Raw genomic sequence first — 18,214 nt, forward strand, 5'->3', positions numbered from 1 at the left:
TATGAGCATAGAATGGAAAGGTGTCATGCCTGCGGTAACGACAAAATTCACAAAAAAAGACGAGCTAGATCTTGACATGTTTGCTGTAAACATCAAAGCCCAACTTGACGCGGGAGTTCATGGTATTGTACTAGGTGGAACGCTAGGGGAGGCGAGCACTCTGGAAGATCATGAAAAGCGCACACTTACTACGGAGACGGTAAAACTTGTAAAAGGTAGCGTACCGGTTATGATAAACATCGCCGAGCAGTCTACAAAAGGCGCCATCGCTGCTGCACACAAAGCTGAGGAAGACGGAGCAAGTGGCCTTATGATGCTTCCTCCTATGCGATATAATGCAGGAGACGCAGAGGTGGTTACTTATTTTCAAGACGTAGCCAGTAGTACTAGCTTACCTATTATGATTTATAATAACCCTATAGATTATAAAATAGAGGTCACGCTCAACATGTTTGAGACCTTGTTAAAACAGGATAATATTGAAGCTGTAAAAGAAAGTACTCGTGACATTTCTAATGTGACACGCATTAAAAATAACTTTGGAGATAGACTTAAAATAATGACTGGTGTTGATACTCTAGCGCTAGAGTCATTGTTGATGGGAGCAGATGGCTGGGTCGCAGGTTTAGTATGTGCTTTTCCAGCAGAGACTGTAGCAATATACGAGCTACAAAAGGCTGGTAGAATTAAAGAAGCAATTGAGATTTATCGCTGGTTCTTACCACTACTAGAATTAGATATAAATCCTAAACTGGTACAAAACATAAAACTTGCTGAAGTCCATACTGGTATAGGGACAGAAGATGTGCGTAAACCTAGACTGCCACTTTCTGGAGATGAGAGAGAACATGTCTTACAAGTAATTAAAAGTGGATTGGCTAGCAGACCTAGTTTACCTGCCTATAAAAACTTATAATGTTACAGATAAGACCATCATGTGAACATTGCAATAAGCAATTGCCGTATAATGCTAGTGATGCAATGATATGCACTTTTGAATGTACCTTTTGCAAAGAATGTGTAGATGATATATTATTACAAGTATGTCCTAACTGCGGAGGTGGTTTTGAGAAGAGACCAATACGACCAGAGCATCTATTACAAAAGTATCCGGCATCTACAATTACAGTGCATAAACCAGTAAACGTAGCATTGCATCAGCAAAAAATTAAAGCATTATGATTACAGGAAAAAATCAAATAGGTTTTACACAGAGTGCCACGGGTAGCGTGACTTATAAAACTATAAATCCTCAACTAAATAAGGAAAATCCAACCGCATTTTACGAGGCTACTCAACAAGAAATAAATACTGCTTGCGCGCTTGCTCAAAAAGCCTTTCACTCCTACAGTCAAATAAAGGGAAGTAAACGCGCAAACTTTTTAAATACTATTGCAAACGAGATAGAGGCTCTTGGCTCAGATCTTACGGATATGTACACGCAAGAGAGTGGTTTGCCAGAAGGTAGGGCACAAGGAGAGCTAGGCAGAACCTTAGGGCAGCTTAGAATGTTTGCAGAGTTAGTGTCACAAGACAAGTGGCGTAATCCTATAGGAGTTGGTAACACCAGCGGACTTAAAAAAGCATTGATTGCTATAGGGCCTGTAGTTGTTTTTGGGGCAAGTAATTTTCCGCTGGCTTTTTCTACGGCTGGTGGTGATACCGCTAGTGCGCTTGCAGCCGGTTGTCCTGTTATTGTAAAGTCACACCCTATGCATTCAGGTACGGGAGAGATGGTGGCAACAGCAATTATAAAAGCTGCACAAAAAACAGGAATGCCAGAGGGTGTTTTTTCTAATCTTAATAGTGCAGGTATTGATGTAGGAGAGCAACTCGTAAAACACACGGTAATAAAAGCCGTTGGATTTACGGGTAGTCATACCGGTGGTCGTGCACTGTATAATCTCGCTGCACAAAGAGATACTCCTATTCCAGTTTTTGCAGAGATGGGAAGTATAAATCCTGTGATTATAACGCAGGAGGCTTTAAGTAATAGAGGCTCTCAAATAGCCGAAACATATGCAGGTTCTATCACTCAAGGTGTAGGGCAGTTTTGTACAAATCCTGGACTTATTATTACAATCGCGAGTGATGAATCTCAGGCTTTTGTAAATGATCTAGCAAATAACCTGAGTAAGGTAGATGAAGGGTGTATGTTACATCCACGTATACAATCTGGATTTACTAGCGGAGAGAAAGAAATGGCAAAAGTACCTGAAGTTACTTTTGTGATGAGTACTGATAGCAGTAAAGAAAACCATGCAGCTCCCACATTGGCGGTAGTAAGCGGAGGAGATTTTATAAAGAATTCTCAGTTGCACAAAGAAGTTTTTGGCCCCTTTTCTATGGTTGTGCTTGCAAAAGATGAAGCAGAGCAATTAGCGATTATAAAAAATCTAGAAGGGCAGCTTACGGCAACTCTTATCGCTCAAGATGAAGAGGTTGCCACATTACAAGATATTACACTAGCTTTACAAGACAAGGTAGGTCGCATCATTTATAACGGAGTTCCCACAGGAGTTGCGGTAGAAGATGGTATGACACACGGAGGACCATATCCAGCAAGTACAGATAGTCGCTTTACGGCGGTAGGAAATCATAGTATTTTGCGTTGGGTAAGGCCTTTTAGTTTCCAAGACTTTCCTTCGGCGTTGTTGCCAGATTATCTAAAATAATATCTTATGAAGCATATAATTATACTGCTCGTTTTCTGTATTTCTATAAATGTTTGCGCTCAGAATTCTTCGGCGCAGCTTGCGAAAATTATAGAAGATAGTCAGGAGTTCAAGTGGCAAGATGATTTGGCAGATGAGCATCCTATGGGTGTTTTTTCAAAAGAACGGTTTGAAAAGGAGTCCGCTTTCGCGAAAGCGCAACTTAAAAAACTACAGGCTATATCATCAGAAACATTGTCTGAGACAGAGCGTATATCTCTAGAGTTACTCAAGTTCAAGCATCAAGAAACGGTAGATTACTATGCATACGAAAGTTATCTAAACCCGCTGTTATCAGACTCGGGTTTCCACAGTAGTTGGAATTATATGGTGCGTCCCATAAGTACGTATAAGCAAGCGGTTTCATACCTCAATAAGCTGAAAGCGTTACCAGACGTAGTAGATCAATATTTGCCATTGTTGAGAGAAGGAGTAGAAAAAGGTGTCTCGCAGCCGCGTGTGATTTTTAATGGATATGAGAGTACGTATGATTCACAAATTGTAGCCGATTATAAAGACAGCTTCTATTATGAGCCATTTTTAAACTTACCAAGTTCAATAGCGGGCGTGCAAAGAGATTCGCTATTGGTAGCTGCTAGAAGTGCAATAGAACAGCAGGTTGTTCCATCTTTTGAGAGGGTCAAAACATTTTTTGAAACAGAATATCTCCCTAAAACGCGCACTACACTTGGAGTTTCAGAAACACCAAATGGAAAAGCATATTACCAAAACAGAATAAACTATTACACCACCCTAGATATCACTGCAGATGAGGTGCATAATAAAGGACTCGCTGAAGTTGCGCGCATTAAAGCCGAAATGCAGAAAATTATTGAGGAAGTAAACTTCGATGGGTCTTTTGCAGACTTTTTACAATTTTTGCGCACAGATAAACAGTTTTACGCCACTTCTCCAGAGCAACTGCTTATGATTGCTCGTGACATGGCAAAAAGAGCAGATGCACAGTTACCTCGATTTTTTAAGACCTTGCCTCGTAAGCCTTACGGAGTGGCGCCAGTACCAGATGCTATTGCTCCTAAATACACGACAGGGCGATATGTAGGTAGTGCAAAGGGAAGTACAAATCCTGGATACTACTGGGTAAACACCTACGATTTGCCTAGTCGCCCGGTGTATGTGCTGCCATCACTTACGGTGCATGAAGCGGTGCCTGGGCATCACTTACAAGGATCGCTTAATCAAGAGCTGGGAGATAGTATTCCTCAGTTTAGAAGAAACATGTATGTAAATGCTTACGGTGAGGGCTGGGGATTATACTGTGAATACCTCGCTGCCGAAATGGGGATGTATACAACACCGTACGAACGTTTTGGACAATTGACTTATGAAATGTGGCGTGCTTGCAGACTTGTAGTAGATACTGGATTACACGCAAAAGGCTGGACAAGGGAGCAAGTGGTAGATTATATGTCTGAAAACACAGCGCTTTCCATACATGAAATTAATACGGAGACCGATAGATATATTTCTTGGCCGGGACAAGCGCTTGCTTATAAAATGGGCGAACTCAAAATAAGAGAATTGAGAACGCTAGCAGAAAAAGAGCTAGGTGCTAAGTTTGATATTAGAGAATTCCATGAGATCATCTTAGAGCAAGGAACGGTGACACTCGCTATTCTTGATAGACGAGTGAAACACTGGATTGAGAAAAATAGTTAGTACCTATTTAATATGAAACACACTTTTACTTGTATAGACGCACACACCTGCGGAAATCCCGTAAGACTCGTCGCTCATGGTGGGCCAGATCTAAAGGGAGCAACTATGAGCGAGAAGCGACAGCATTTTCTTAAAGAGTATGACTGGATACGCAAAGGATTGATGTTTGAACCACGCGGTCATGATATGATGAGCGGGAGCATCTTGTTTCCTCCGCATGATCCTGAAAATGATTTTTCTATTCTTTTTATAGAGACTTCAGGATGTCTGCCTATGTGTGGTCACGGAACTATCGGGACGATAACAATTGCAATAGAAGAAGGGATCATCACACCCAAAGTGCCTGGAATTATCAGAATGGAAGCCCCAGCAGGATTAGTTGAAATTGAATATCAGCAAACGGGAACTAAAGTTGACTGGGTACGTCTCACAAACGTAGCCTCTTTTCTAGCTGCCGAAAATTTAACTGTTGATTGCCCAGGTCTAGGCGAGATCTCGTTTGATGTAGCTTATGGTGGCAATTATTACGCAATTGTAGATCCGCAAGAGAATTTTACTGGCGTGCATGATTTTACGGCTGGTCAGATTATACAAATGAGCCAAGTAGTGCGTGAGCGTATTAATGAGCAATATCCTAATCAGTTTATCCATCCAGAAAATGATACCATAAGAGATGTCACTCATATGTTATGGACGGGTAACCCTATAAATGCAACATCAGATGGGCGCAATGCAGTTTTCTATGGAGATAAAGCAATTGACCGCAGCCCTTGTGGTACAGGAACTTCGGCTCGTCTCGCACAATTATATGCAAAAGGGAAATTACAAGTAGGAGAGCCCTTTGTTCACGAGAGTTTTATAGGTTCAAAATTTATAGGTCGTGTAACAAAAGAAACAATGATTGGTAATCAAAATGCCATTGTACCCAGTATCCAAGGATGGGCAAGAATATATGGACATAATACCATTACCATAGATGAGGAAGATCCTTATGCATTCGGGTTTTCTGTAATATAGCATTGGGTAAAAGAAGTATTTATGTCAAAAGAAATTATCATCATAGGTGGAGGGATTATAGGATTAAGTTGTGCATACTTTCTACAAAAGTCTGGACATCAAGTCACGGTAATAGATCAATCTAAAATGGATGGCGGCGCGAGTTATGTAAATGCTGGGTATATGTCTCCTAGTCATCTCGTACCACTGGCAGCTCCTGGAGTCATGAGGCAAGGAATAAAGTGGATATTTAATAAAAAGAGTCCGCTGTATATTAAGCCACGTCTTGAAGCAGATTTCTTAAAATGGTCGCTAGCTTTTAATAAGTCGTGTACTCAGAAACACGTAAATAGAGCTGTTCCCGTAATGAAAGAAATTGCGGTGCTGGGCCGTGATTTATATCATCAGATCAAGCAAGAAGAAGGATTTTCTTTTCACTTAGAAAAAAAGGGTTTGCTTATGCTTTGCCAGACAGAAGAAACACTTCATCACGAGGACGAACTTGTACAAATCGCAATAAAAGAAGGACTAAGTGCAAGAACCATTTCTGCGCAAGATGTTAAGAGGATGATGCCAGATGCTACGCTTGATATAGTTGGCGCCTCGTATTTTGAGTGTGATCATCACAGTACTCCTGGCGAATTTATGAAAGAAATGAAAGCGCATCTTTTATCTAAAGGCGTTGTCATTAGGGGAGAGGAGAAAGTGATTGATTTAGAGATTAATAATGGTAAAATCACCAGTGTAAAGACAGACAAAGAAGTTCTTAAAGCAGATGAGTTTGTGATGGCAGCTGGAAGTTGGACAAGTACGCTTTCGCGAAAGCTAAACATCAACCTACTCCTTCAGGCTGGAAAAGGATATCGTGTCCAAACCACCAAAGAAACAGGAATTACCTATCCATCTATACTTGCAGAAGCAAAAGTGGCAATAACTCCAATGAATGGATTTACCCGTTTTGCGGGAACGATGGAGATCGCTGGAATCAATCATACAATAAATAAGGCTCGAGTAGACTCTATTGCAGATGGTGTCAATAAGTATTTTCCAGAAGTGCATATTACAGCAGAAGAAAAAGCTGGTGCTGCCTGTGGCTTGCGACCAGTATCTGCAGATGGAATTCCATATATAGGTAAAAGCTCAAAATGTAAAAACCTCACTATTGCAACAGGTCATGCGATGATGGGGTGGACGTTAGGTCCTAGTACAGGTAAACTAGTGCAAGAAATTGTAGATGAGGTAACACCTAGTATGGATATGGCTATGTTTCATCCAGATAGAACTTTCTAAATTCCATTTTTACAACACGGTAAAAATCCCCTATATTTACGCTCATGAACGCACAAGGCTGGATAAACTTACCTATACTTCTTAATTTCCTCATAAAGAGGAACCCAGAATAGATTGCTTTACTTGATTTTGAGTAACTTTAAGACAATCTAAAAACACAACAATGCCTTTTTATCATAAGTTGGGAGATATCCCTCATAAGCGTCACACTCAGTTTCGTAAACCAGATGGTTCCTTATATTCCGAACAATTGTTTGGTACCATAGGTTTTGACGGGATGAGCACAAATAGCTATCACGTACATAGACCTACGCAAGTAAAGGAAATACGCAAACAATACTCGGTAAAACCAGAAATTGCAAAGGAAAATAACATGCAATCGTATCGTTTTCGTGGTTTTCAAATAAAGCCAGAAAAGGATTATTTAGAAAGTAGGAAAGCCGTACTTACTAACAGTGATTGTACCATCATACTTGCAGCTCCTCAAGAACGCACACAAGATTATTTTTACAAAAACACAGATGCAGATGAACTTATATTTGTTCATAAAGGCACTGGAAAACTGCGTACACACTTAGGAAATCTTGATTTTAAATATGGAGATTACTTACTCATTCCTAGAGGGGTTATCTACAAGATGGATTTTGACACGGATGATAATAGACTCTTTATAGTAGAGTCACGCAGACCTATTTATACTCCTAAGCGTTACCGAAATTATTTTGGTCAACTGCTTGAGCACTCTCCATTTTGTGAGCGTGACTTAAGACAGCCGTATGAGCTAGAAACTAACGATGAGAAAGGAGAGTTTCTAATCAAGGTTAAAAAGCAAGACGATATTTTTGAGATGGTATATGCCTCACACCCTTTTGATGTGGTAGGATATGATGGATATAATTATCCATATGCATTCTCAATTCATGATTTTGAACCTATAACTGGTCGCATTCACCAGCCGCCACCAGTGCACCAAACATTTGAAACAGATGCTTTTGTGATCTGTAGTTTTGTGCCTAGAAAGTATGATTATCACCCGCTTAGTATTCCAGCGCCATACAATCATAGTAATATTGATAGTGATGAGGTGTTGTATTATGTAGATGGTGATTTTATGAGCCGTACAGATGTAGAGGCGGGACATATTTCTTTACACCCAGCAGGTATTCCTCATGGTCCGCACCCAGGAACTGCAGAGAAAAGTATAGGAAAAGAGGGAACAGAAGAGCTTGCAGTGATGGTAGATACTTTTAAACCACTTATGGTTTGTAAAGACGCCATGGCAATTGCAGACGAGAGTTATTATCAAAGCTGGCTAGACCACTAAACATCAATATGCAAAATAAATTACCTGCAGATCCGTCTGCATTAATATTAGGAATCGTTGGCCTAGTGATAGGTATTGCCGGTTGCTGCTGTTATGGATTTACAGCAATCATTCCATTAGGCTTAAGTATCGCAGGGCTTGTGATGGCAAATAAGAGCATGAAACTATATCGCTTAAACCCAGAAGAGTTTTCTGAGTCTAGCAGGAGCAACGTTTCAATAGCACGCGTTCTTAATATTATTTCCATCATTTTAAATGGATTATTCTTACTTATCGTGATAGGAGCACTTGCATTTTTAGGAGTTGCTGGTATGACAGGAGCATTTGATGATCTTACAAATGATGCATACAGTACAGATAACAACTGGGAGTACGAAGATGATTTTAGTGACGACATGTTTATGGAGGAGGAAGTAGACTCTATAAGTACAGATTCTATTTTCTTAAACGAGGTATTTCCAGAAAGAGATAGTATTGATTAATTACGCTTTCGCGAAAGCGTAACAAAAACAACATAACAATCTGCTTAGGCAGAAGACTTATCAATTAGTATTAATAGTGAAGTAATAGCTTAAACTAACTTCACCGAAAAGTAACAACTATGAGCAAAGACTTAAAATCTGTAGACTACGGATTAGAGAAAATATTTGAAGGAGCGCAGGATTTTCTTCCGCTTCTAGGGACAGACTATGTGGAGTTTTATGTGGGTAATGCAAAACAAGCAGCACACTTTTATAAAACGGCATTTGGTTTTCAATCATATGCTTACAAAGGTCTTGAAACTGGATCTCGTGATGAGGTAAGTTATGTGCTTAAGCAAGATAAAATACGCATTGTACTTACTACACCGCTTAACAGTAAGTCACCTATAAACGATCACATTGTAAAGCATGGTGATGGTGTAAAGGTGGTTGCTTTATGGGTAGAAGATGCAAGAAGTGCCTATGAAGAAACCACAAAACGTGGTGCAAAATCATATTGCGAACCATTTGTAGAGAGTGATGAACATGGAGAGACTGTACGCGCTGGTATTTATACCTACGGGGAAACGGTACACATGTTTGTAGAACGTAAAAACTACAAAGGAGCGTTTTTGCCAGGTTTTAGAAAATGGGAATCAGATTATAATCCAGAGCCTACAGGTTTAAAATATGTAGATCATATGGTAGGTAATGTGGGCTGGAACCAGATGAATACTTGGGTGAAATTTTATGAAGAGGTGATGGGGTTTGTAAATTTCTTGTCTTTTGATGATAAGCAAATTCACACAGAATACTCGGCACTTATGAGTAAGGTGATGAGTAATGGGAACGGTCGTATTAAATTCCCGATAAACGAACCAGCAGAGGCAGCAAAGAAATCCCAAATAGAAGAATATCTAGATTTTTATGAAGGATCTGGTGTACAGCACCTCGCTCTTGCAACAGATGATATTATTAAAACAGTAGCGCAGCTTAAGGCTCGTGGTATCGAGTTTTTACCACCACCACCACAAACATATTATGATGATATCCCACAAAGACTGGGTGAGCATATGAAAGTGATGAAGGAGGATATAGAACGTTTACAAGAGCTTTCTATCCTTGTAGATGCAGATGAGGATGGATATTTACTTCAGATATTCACAAAACCATTAGAAGACAGACCAACCCTATTTTTTGAAATCATACAACGTATGGGAGCAAAAGGATTTGGTGCAGGAAACTTTAAGGCACTCTTTGAGTCTATAGAAAGAGAGCAGGCACAGAGAGGAACTTTATAAATTCTTAAGTACGCTTTCGCGAAAGCGTAAAGCTGTTATTTACACAATTACAATTATTTAACTAAAACTTCGTCTTAGAAATAGGACGGAGTTTTTTGTTATTCTATTTTTGGAATAACAATTGTATTACATGCTTTGTACAACCAAATAACGACCTAAGATGAAGTCACATAACAAATACATACCTGCCTTATTAATAATGATAGTATTTCTTGTGAGTACTGCCTTTATGCAGGCGCCAGTAAGTAATGGTGTGATGAAACATAAGGATACATATCAAGCGGGAGAATGGCTTAAATTTAGAGTGCATTACGGGTTGCTTACTGGTGGTTATGCTACTATAGATATTAAAGATGCTACCTATAAAGGAAAGCCAGTACATCATATAAAAGGTTTTGGAGAGACTACGGGGATTGTGGGTCTGGCCTTCGGAGTAGAAGATTACTATGAAAGCTGGGTAGATAAAAAGACAGATTTGCCATATAAGTTTCTTCGTAAAATAGATGAGGGTGGTCACACTAAGAATAAAGTCATAGAGTTTGATCAAGTGGCACATAAAGCGCATATAAACGATATAAAGCGTGATAAGAAAACCACTATTGATACAGAACCAGGCATTCAGGACATGGTCTCTGCAATGTATTACTTGCGTAATAATCTTACTACAGACGGGCTAAAGGCAGGTGATGAAGTCAATCTCACCATGTTTTTTGATGGAGAAAATTATCCATTTAAAATGCGTTTTTTGGAAAGAGAGACGATTCGCACGAAGTTTGGGAAGGTAAAGACATTAGTTTTTAGACCACTTGTACAGTCTGGTCGTGTTTTCCAAGAAAAAGAAAGTCTTACCATATGGGTAAGTGATGATGATAATAAAATACCGCTTCGTATTAAGGCAGAATTATCTGTAGGCTCACTTAAAGCAGATCTAGACGCTTATAAAGGACTTAAGCATCCTTTTGAGATCGTGTTTGATTAAGGATTTTGTAAATTGCCACTTAATAAATCAGGCAACACAGCGTTGATGTTTATCAAATATGAAGTATTTGATAAGCTCAATATTTACGGTCCAATAACTACTCATGAAAAAGCCCATTCAACCAGACATAGAAAAAATCATCAATCAGCTTGATGATAAGTATGAGAAGATAGATCAAGATCTTGATGACCATCTTGAAGGATTACTGCAAAGTAAGCCTATCACTTACTGGGACTACATCCATACAGACGCATTATTAAGTTTGCAGTTGCCACGCACGAGCATGCCAGATGAAAATGTGTTTATCATGTACCATCAAGTTAATGAGCTGCTATTTAAAATGGTACTTTGGGAGATTGAGCAAGTAGCTCACCATCCTAATCTTACAGTAGATTTTTTTAGTTCTCGTTTAGGGCGCATAAGTAGGTATTTTGATATGCTTACAAGTTCTTTCTCGATTATGCAAGAAGGAATGGATGTCGAGCAGTACATGAAATTTAGAAAAACCCTTACTCCAGCTAGTGGTTTTCAAAGTGCGCAGTATAGAAAAATTGAGTTTGCAAGTACAGATTTAATAAATCTTATAGATAATCGCTTTCGCGAAAGCATAGACCGCAATACTCCTTACGAACATGCGTTAGAACATCTATATTGGCAAGCCGCCGGCAAGAATTATCATACTGGTAAAAAATCTTATTTGCTCACAGCCTTTGAAGAGAAGTATAAAAACGACTTTGTAGCGTTTACAAAAGAATATAATACTATAAATTTGTATGCCCGCTTTAAAAGTTTACCTCAAGAAGTCCGTGAGAATCAAAAGTTACGTGATGCTATGCGTCACTACGATTACACAGTAAATGTTACTTGGGTAATGTCTCATTATCATGCTGCAAATCACTACTTAAATAATGGTGAGAAAGTGGTAGAGGCAACAGGCGGAAGCGAATGGACAAAATATATGCACCCTAAATACCAGCGACGTATTTTCTTTCCAGAAGTCTGGACTGCAGAAGAGCTTGCAAACTGGGGGCATGATGTATAATGAATGACAACTTACTTTTTGTGAAATATAACCACCTATATCTTTTAGTTTTTTTTAGTTTTTTAATATCTAGTTGTGGAGATAAGTCTACTGATGCCTTAAGTGATGAGGCTATTTATACGGCGCCACCAGAAGTAGTCAAAGAGTACGGTTACGTGCTTGATGATTATATTGTAGAGCGAGATACTGTGCAGTCAGGAGATAGTTTTGGAAAAATTCTTTTTGATGCAAATGTAGATTATGCAACTATAGAAGAGATTTCTGACTCTGTTGTGTCGGTATTTGATACTCGGAAAATTAGAAAAGGAAAGCCATATGTCTTACTTAAATCAAAAGATTCTCTAGAGGCTGCTCAGGTATTTATTTATGAGCAAAATAGGGAAGATTACGTCGTGGTAGATTTTCAAGAAAATGTAAAAGCTGCGGCAAGAAAACATCCTACAACAACTTATGAGCGTGAAATCTCTGGAGTAATAAACAGCAATCTATCTTCTACTTTTGATGATCTTGGCGTAAGTGTGAATGTTGCTTATAAAATGGCAGATATTTATGCGTGGACTATTGATTTCTTTAAACTTCAAAAAGGTGACCGCTTCAAGGCAATTTATGAGGAACGCTTTGTAAATGATACAATTCCTGCGGGAGTAGGTAAAATTAAAGCTGTTCTTTTTGAACATGCAGGACGTGAGATTTATGCATTTAGATTTGCAAATGACTCACTAGCTGGAGGTTTTGACTACTTTGATGAAAATGGTGACAACCTACGTCGTGCATTCTTAAAAGGCCCACTTAAGTTCAATAGAATCTCATCTAGATATAATCTTAAGCGACGTATAAAGTACTATGGTTATAAGTTGCGACCACATAAGGGAACAGACTTTGCTGGAGCTATAGGTACTCCTATTCTTGCCACTGCAGATGGGGTGGTGACTAAATCTGAACGACGTGGAGGTAACGGTAATTATGTAAAAATACGCCACAATGCTACTTATGATACGCAATACCTACACATGCAAAAAAGAGCTGTAAAAGTAGGTCAGTCTGTGCGTCAAGGAGATGTAATAGGAACTATAGGGATGACAGGAAATTCTGGTGGACCTCACGTGTGTTATCGTTTTTGGAAAAATGGAAAACAAGTGGATCCTTTTAAAGAAGATCTTCCAGCATCAAAACCGCTAGATGAGCTACTCAAGCCTATTTACGATAGTATACGTAAGCCTCTCAGATTGCAATTAGATAATATTCCATTTATGAGTGAAGCAGAAATGGAATTTGCACAACAGCAAACAGAAGAAAAACAACAATAATCTTATAGAACCTACCTAATGAAAAGTATAAACCCAACTACAACGGCAGCTTGGAAAGCATTAGAAACGCATTACAAGGAAACAAAAGATACGCTATTAGTTGATTTTTTTAAGGATAGCGCTCGTGCAGAAGAGTTCACAATCATTTGGGATTCCTTATATGTAGATTATAGTAAAAATAGAATCACAACAAAAACTCGTGAGTTACTTGTACAACTTGCAGAAGAGGTTGGCTTAAAAGAGGCAATTGACAGCTATTTTGGTGGGGATGCAATAAATACTACCGAAGATAGAGCAGTGATGCATACCGCGCTACGTGATGAAAAGAGTGACGCTTTTGCTAAGGAAGAAGTAGAAGAGGTGAAAAAGTCAATCGAAATTTTTACTGAAAAAGTTATTTCTGGCAAGCATAAAGGAGCTACCGGTAAAGAGATTACAGACGTTGTAAACATAGGTATAGGTGGGTCAGATCTTGGGCCAGTGATGGTTGTTGAGGCATTGCAGTATTACAAAAACCACTTGACTACGCATTTTATATCAAATGTAGATGGTGATCATGTAATGGAGACCATTAAAAATCTTAATCCAGAAACAACGCTTTTTGTAATAGTATCAAAGACATTTACAACTCAAGAGACGTTGAGTAACGCCACAACAGTAAGAAAGTGGTTTGTAAATCAACTAGGAGAAGAAGCGGTGAGTAACCATTTTGTTGCAGTGTCAACAAATGAGGAGGCTATTGCTAGCTTTGGTATTTCTTCAGATAACGTATTTCCTATGTGGAACTGGGTAGGAGGACGCTTTTCTCTTTGGAGCTCAGTAGGTTTATCTATAGCGCTTGCTGTGGGTTTTAAAAACTTTGAAGGCTTACTCCATGGTGCATTTAAAATGGATGAGCATTTTAAAAACACGTCATTTGATCAAAATATTCCAGTGATTACGGCACTCTTAAGTGTGTGGTATAATAATTTTTATGGAGCAGAGACAGAAGCTGTTATTCCTTATTCCCAATATTTACATAGACTTCCAGCATACTTGCAGCAAGCAATTATGGAAAGTAACGGGAAAAGCGTAGATCGCAACGGTGACCGCGTTACTTATGAAACTGGAAATATTATTTGGGGTGAACCTGGAACAAACTCACAACACGCATTTTTCCAATTGATACATCAAGGAACAAAATTAATTCCTGCAGATTTTATTGGTTTCAAAAAGTCACTTCACGGTAATCAAGATCACCATGATAAGCTTATGGCAAATTTCTTTGCACAAACAGAAGCACTCATGAATGGTAAGACTGTATCTCAAGTGGAGCAAGATTTTGAGGGAAGTACGCTTTCGCGAAAGCGTATAGAAGAACTCATACCTTTTAAAGTTTTTGAAGGAAATAAGCCTACAACCACTATTTTAGGGGAGAAGCTCACTCCAGAGAGCTTAGGGTCACTGGTAGCAATGTATGAGCATAAAATCTTTGTACAAGGAGTGATATGGAATATATACTCTTATGATCAATGGGGAGTTGAGCTAGGAAAACAACTTGCAAAAAAAGTGCTTAATGAGTTTAGTACTGGAACAAGTGAAAATCATGATGGTTCTACTAAGAATTTAATGAAATACTATAAAGAAGCGTAGTAAATAATTGACTACTAGTATTTTATTGAGAAACCCTTCAGGCTAATGTTTGAAGGGTTTTTTTTGTGCGCTTGATAGCGAATGAACCTGCTTGTATAAGTTAACGTTAAGTTAATATTGGCACTCCACAAATTTAGAGTAATTTTGCAGCGCTAATTATTAACAAATATCATGAAGAAAATTACATTTTTATCATTGATCGCCATGTTTCTAGTGACGGTATCGTCATTAGCACAAGGGGTAACGACAAGTTCTATCTCTGGACGTGTGTTAGACAACACAGAAGGTCCATTGCCTGGAGCAAACATTATTGCAACGCACGTGCCTACAGGTTCTGTGTATGGAGCAGTAACAGATTTTGATGGTTTTTACCGTCTACCTAACCTTAAGTCAGGAGGTCCTTACAACGTTACAATTACTTATGTAGGATTTGAGGATTATGCACTTAATGGATTTAGTTTATCTCTTGGTGAGACTAAGAGAATTAGTGTGACAATGCAAGAAAATGCAAATGCTCTTGATGAGATTGTAATTACTGGCTCAAACAACAGTATTTTCAACACTAATAAAACGGGATCAGAAACTTCTATTTCTGAACGTGACATTGCTACTATTCCTTCTGTTTCTAGAGGAATTGCAGACTTTGCTCGTGTTACTCCTCAAGCTCAACTTTCTGAAGGAGATGATGGTTTTTCTATCTCTTTAGGTGGTCAAAACAACCGTTACAACGCAATCTATATTGATGGTGCTGTTAACAATGATGTTTTTGGACTTGCAGGATCAGGTACTAACGGAGGTCAAACGGGTGTAAGTCCTTTCTCTGTAGATGCTATTGAGTCTTTCCAAATTAACCTAGCTCCTTTTGATGTACGTCAGTCAGGATTCTCTGGTGGTTCTGTAAACGCTGTAACACGTTCTGGTTCCAATAACTGGGAAGGTAGTGTATACGGTTTCTTAAGAAACGAAAGTCTTGCTGGAAAAACTCCAGTAGATTTAACAAACGAAGGTGACGAGCGTGAGAAGCTTGCAGAATTTTCTGCTAAGACTTACGGTATCCGTATAGGAGGACCAATTGTAAAGGATAAATTATTTTTCTTTGCAAATTATGAGCGTCAAGATGACGAGACTCCACAACCATTCAACTTCTCAAACTATCAAGGAAGATCTTCTGAAGCAGAAATTGCAAACCTTGCTAGCTTCTTGCAATCTGAGTATGGTTATAACCCTGGTACATTTGATAACAATACTAGAACTTTAGAAAGCGACAAGATAAACTTACGTTTAGATTGGAACATCAACGATAATCACAAAGTTTCTATCCGTCAAGGTGTAGTTGAGGCAACAAACTTAGAAGCTCGTAACTCAGGAGAAAGAGGAATTGGATTCATCAATGGATCTGAGTTTTTTGAAACTAAAACATATTCTACTGCATTTGAATTAAACTCTACGTTTGGTTCTAAATTTGCAAACAACTTGAAGATTGGATATACTTCAGTAAAGGATGATAGAGATCCTTCTGGAAATCCATTCCCTACAGTAGACATTCAAGATGGTGGAGGTACAATCTCTTTTGGATCTGAACCATTCTCAACTGCAAACTTACTTGAGCAGGATATCTTTACTATTAATAACAACTTCCAGATTTTTTCTGGACGTCACGCTGTAACTCTTGGTGCGAATCTTGAGATAGCATCTGCTAAGAACTTATTCTTTGCTTATAACTATGGAGATTATACTTTTGAAGATCAGTTTGATGCTGATGATAACTTAGTTTCTTCTGGACTTGATCAGTTCTTAGCTGGGCAAGATGCAGATGTATTCCAACATGGTTATTCTCTAGTAGGTAATGGTGCTGTAGGTGATGAGTCTGCTGGATCTGCAGATTTTGGAACTTCACAATTAGGTTTCTACGTTCAAGATGAAGTTCAAGTAACTGAAAACTTCAAAATAACAGGAGGTATCCGTGTGGATGTTCCTTATTGGGAAGATGGTACTGTAAATGATGACTTCAATACAAGAACTGTTGGTCTATTAACTGCTGCAGGTAAAGATTTACAAGGAGCACGCGTAGGACAAGGAGTAGATGCTTCTGCTCACATTGCACCACGTTTAGGATTTAACTGGGATGTATTTGGAAACAACACTACACAAGTACGTGGAGGATTAGGAGTATTTACTTCAAGACTTCCATTAGTATGGCCAGGAGGAACTTACAACAACAATGGTGTTACTGGAGGATTTAGCTTTATCTTCGGAGAGGAATTCCAACCTGATGTAAACCAGCAAACGCAGGTTGTAGCAGCTGGTTCTGGAGGAGTAGGTGGAAACATCGACCTTTTTGCTAAGAACTTTAAGCTTCCACAAGTAGGAAAGTATAACATTGCTATAGATCAAAAATTACCAATTTGGGGATTAATTGCATCTGCAGATTTCTTATATAATGATGTACTTACAGATGTTTACTATGAGAACTTAAACTTAGGTGAGCCAGTAGGAACTTATGAAGGAGCAGATAACCGTCCATTCTATAATCGTAGTGACGAAATCGATGATACTTACGGAAGAATCATTTTAGCATCAAACACAAACGAAGGATCTTCTTATAATGCAACTTTTACACTTAGAAAACCATTCCAGAATGGATTCCAAGGGCAAGTTTCTTATTCTTACGGAGAGTCTGAAAAAATATTTGATGGAACTTCTTCTCAAAACAGCTCACAGTGGAGAGGGATTCAAACTGTAAACGGTAAGAACTCAGATATTCCTTTATCTAGATCTGACTTTTCATTAGGAAGCCGTATCTCAGGAAACGCATCTTATGAGATTGAATATGGAGGAGATTTCGGAGGAAAAACTACAATAGGTCTTTTCTATGAAGGATCACAATCTTCGCCTTATAGCTTTACATATAGAGAAGGACGTGATTTATTAAATGACGATTCAAGAGATAATGCTCTTATCTATGTACCTACAAATGCTTTAGATGCAAATCAGATTAATATTGCAGATATTGTAGATAGAGAAACTGGTGTAGTTCTTGTTCCAGAACAAGCACAACGTGAGATTCTTGAAGCATTTATCGAGAATGATGATTATCTAAGCACTCGAAGAGGAAAGTATGCAGAGCGTAACGGTTCAAGAGGACCTTGGAATCACATTGTTGACTTTAAGTTGTTACAAGATATATATGTAAAAACTGGAGATAAGAAGAGTACATTCCAAATCTCTTTAGACATCTTCAACTTCACAAACTTTATCAATAAAGATTGGGGAGTACGTAAATTTGTAGGATCTAATGTATCTCCACTTCAAACCGTATCTACTTCTAATAGTGAGCCAGTATTCAGTATAGTTGAAAGCTTATTCAATGTTGATGAAAATGGTAATCTATTGAGTGACAATATTGATCGAGTTGATGATCAAGGACTTCAATCTTCAAGATGGCAAATGCAAGTAGGTCTTCGTTATATCTTTAACTAAGAACTATT

The 18,214-nt window shown here is 38.6% G+C and carries 14 protein-coding genes; all 14 read left to right on the forward strand.

Annotated features, from left to right (window positions below; genetic code table 11):
* The first annotated feature begins 1 nt into the window (after position 1).
* The 14 genes from SJY37_RS06340 to SJY37_RS06405 all read left to right on the forward strand — a co-directional run bounded on the left by SJY37_RS06340 (position 2) and on the right by SJY37_RS06405 (position 18,206).
* Positions 2-916, forward strand: a complete 915-nt coding sequence (locus SJY37_RS06340) for a dihydrodipicolinate synthase family protein (protein ID WP_298322657.1) — start codon at positions 2-4, stop codon at positions 914-916.
* On the forward strand, positions 916-1,182 hold the full coding sequence (locus SJY37_RS06345) for a DUF1272 domain-containing protein (protein WP_298322654.1): 267 nt from the start codon (positions 916-918) through the stop codon (positions 1,180-1,182). Before SJY37_RS06340 ends, SJY37_RS06345 begins: the two co-directional genes overlap by 1 nt.
* Entirely contained in the window at positions 1,179-2,675 is a 1,497-nt protein-coding gene (locus SJY37_RS06350; RefSeq protein ID WP_298322651.1) for an aldehyde dehydrogenase (NADP(+)), read from the forward strand. The genes SJY37_RS06345 and SJY37_RS06350 overlap by 4 nt, the downstream gene beginning before the upstream one ends.
* 6 nt (positions 2,676-2,681) lie before the next feature.
* Complete coding sequence (locus tag SJY37_RS06355) at positions 2,682-4,394, forward strand: DUF885 family protein (RefSeq protein WP_298322648.1); 1,713 nt, start codon at positions 2,682-2,684, stop codon at positions 4,392-4,394.
* Positions 4,395-4,406: 12 nt separating this feature from the next.
* Positions 4,407-5,411 (forward strand): 4-hydroxyproline epimerase, encoded by a 1,005-nt coding sequence (locus tag SJY37_RS06360; RefSeq protein ID WP_298322645.1) that lies wholly within the window; start codon positions 4,407-4,409, stop codon positions 5,409-5,411.
* Between the two features lie 21 nt (positions 5,412-5,432).
* Positions 5,433-6,680 carry an FAD-binding oxidoreductase gene (locus tag SJY37_RS06365; RefSeq protein ID WP_298322642.1) on the forward strand — a complete coding sequence of 416 codons (1,248 nt, stop codon included), beginning with the start codon at positions 5,433-5,435 and terminating at the stop codon, positions 6,678-6,680.
* Between the two features lie 163 nt (positions 6,681-6,843).
* Positions 6,844-8,004, forward strand: coding sequence for a homogentisate 1,2-dioxygenase (locus SJY37_RS06370; protein ID WP_298322639.1), 1,161 nt, complete (start codon positions 6,844-6,846; stop codon positions 8,002-8,004).
* Between the two features lie 8 nt (positions 8,005-8,012).
* The gene (locus SJY37_RS06375) at positions 8,013-8,486 is read left to right on the forward strand and encodes a CCC motif membrane protein (RefSeq protein ID WP_298322636.1); all 474 of its coding nucleotides are present in this window, start codon (positions 8,013-8,015) and stop codon (positions 8,484-8,486) included.
* Between the two features lie 119 nt (positions 8,487-8,605).
* Entirely contained in the window at positions 8,606-9,766 is a 1,161-nt protein-coding gene (gene hppD, locus SJY37_RS06380; RefSeq protein ID WP_298322633.1) for a 4-hydroxyphenylpyruvate dioxygenase, read from the forward strand.
* Between the two features lie 160 nt (positions 9,767-9,926).
* The gene (locus SJY37_RS06385; RefSeq protein WP_298322630.1) at positions 9,927-10,745 is read left to right on the forward strand and encodes a DUF3108 domain-containing protein; all 819 of its coding nucleotides are present in this window, start codon (positions 9,927-9,929) and stop codon (positions 10,743-10,745) included.
* A gap of 103 nt (positions 10,746-10,848) precedes the next feature.
* On the forward strand, positions 10,849-11,787 hold the full coding sequence (locus SJY37_RS06390) for a tryptophan 2,3-dioxygenase family protein (RefSeq protein ID WP_298322627.1): 939 nt from the start codon (positions 10,849-10,851) through the stop codon (positions 11,785-11,787).
* Entirely contained in the window at positions 11,787-13,094 is a 1,308-nt protein-coding gene (locus tag SJY37_RS06395) for a peptidoglycan DD-metalloendopeptidase family protein (RefSeq protein ID WP_379952905.1), read from the forward strand. The genes SJY37_RS06390 and SJY37_RS06395 overlap by 1 nt, the downstream gene beginning before the upstream one ends.
* Before the next feature lie 18 nt (positions 13,095-13,112).
* Positions 13,113-14,726 (forward strand): glucose-6-phosphate isomerase, encoded by a 1,614-nt coding sequence (pgi, locus tag SJY37_RS06400; protein WP_298322621.1) that lies wholly within the window; start codon positions 13,113-13,115, stop codon positions 14,724-14,726.
* Between the two features lie 171 nt (positions 14,727-14,897).
* Entirely contained in the window at positions 14,898-18,206 is a 3,309-nt protein-coding gene (locus SJY37_RS06405) for a carboxypeptidase regulatory-like domain-containing protein (protein WP_298322619.1), read from the forward strand.
* Positions 18,207-18,214: the final 8 nt, after the last annotated feature.

Origin of the sequence: Dokdonia sp. R78006, from assembly GCF_042466145.1 — a bacterium.
In the GTDB taxonomy this organism is placed as follows: domain Bacteria; phylum Bacteroidota; class Bacteroidia; order Flavobacteriales; family Flavobacteriaceae; genus Dokdonia.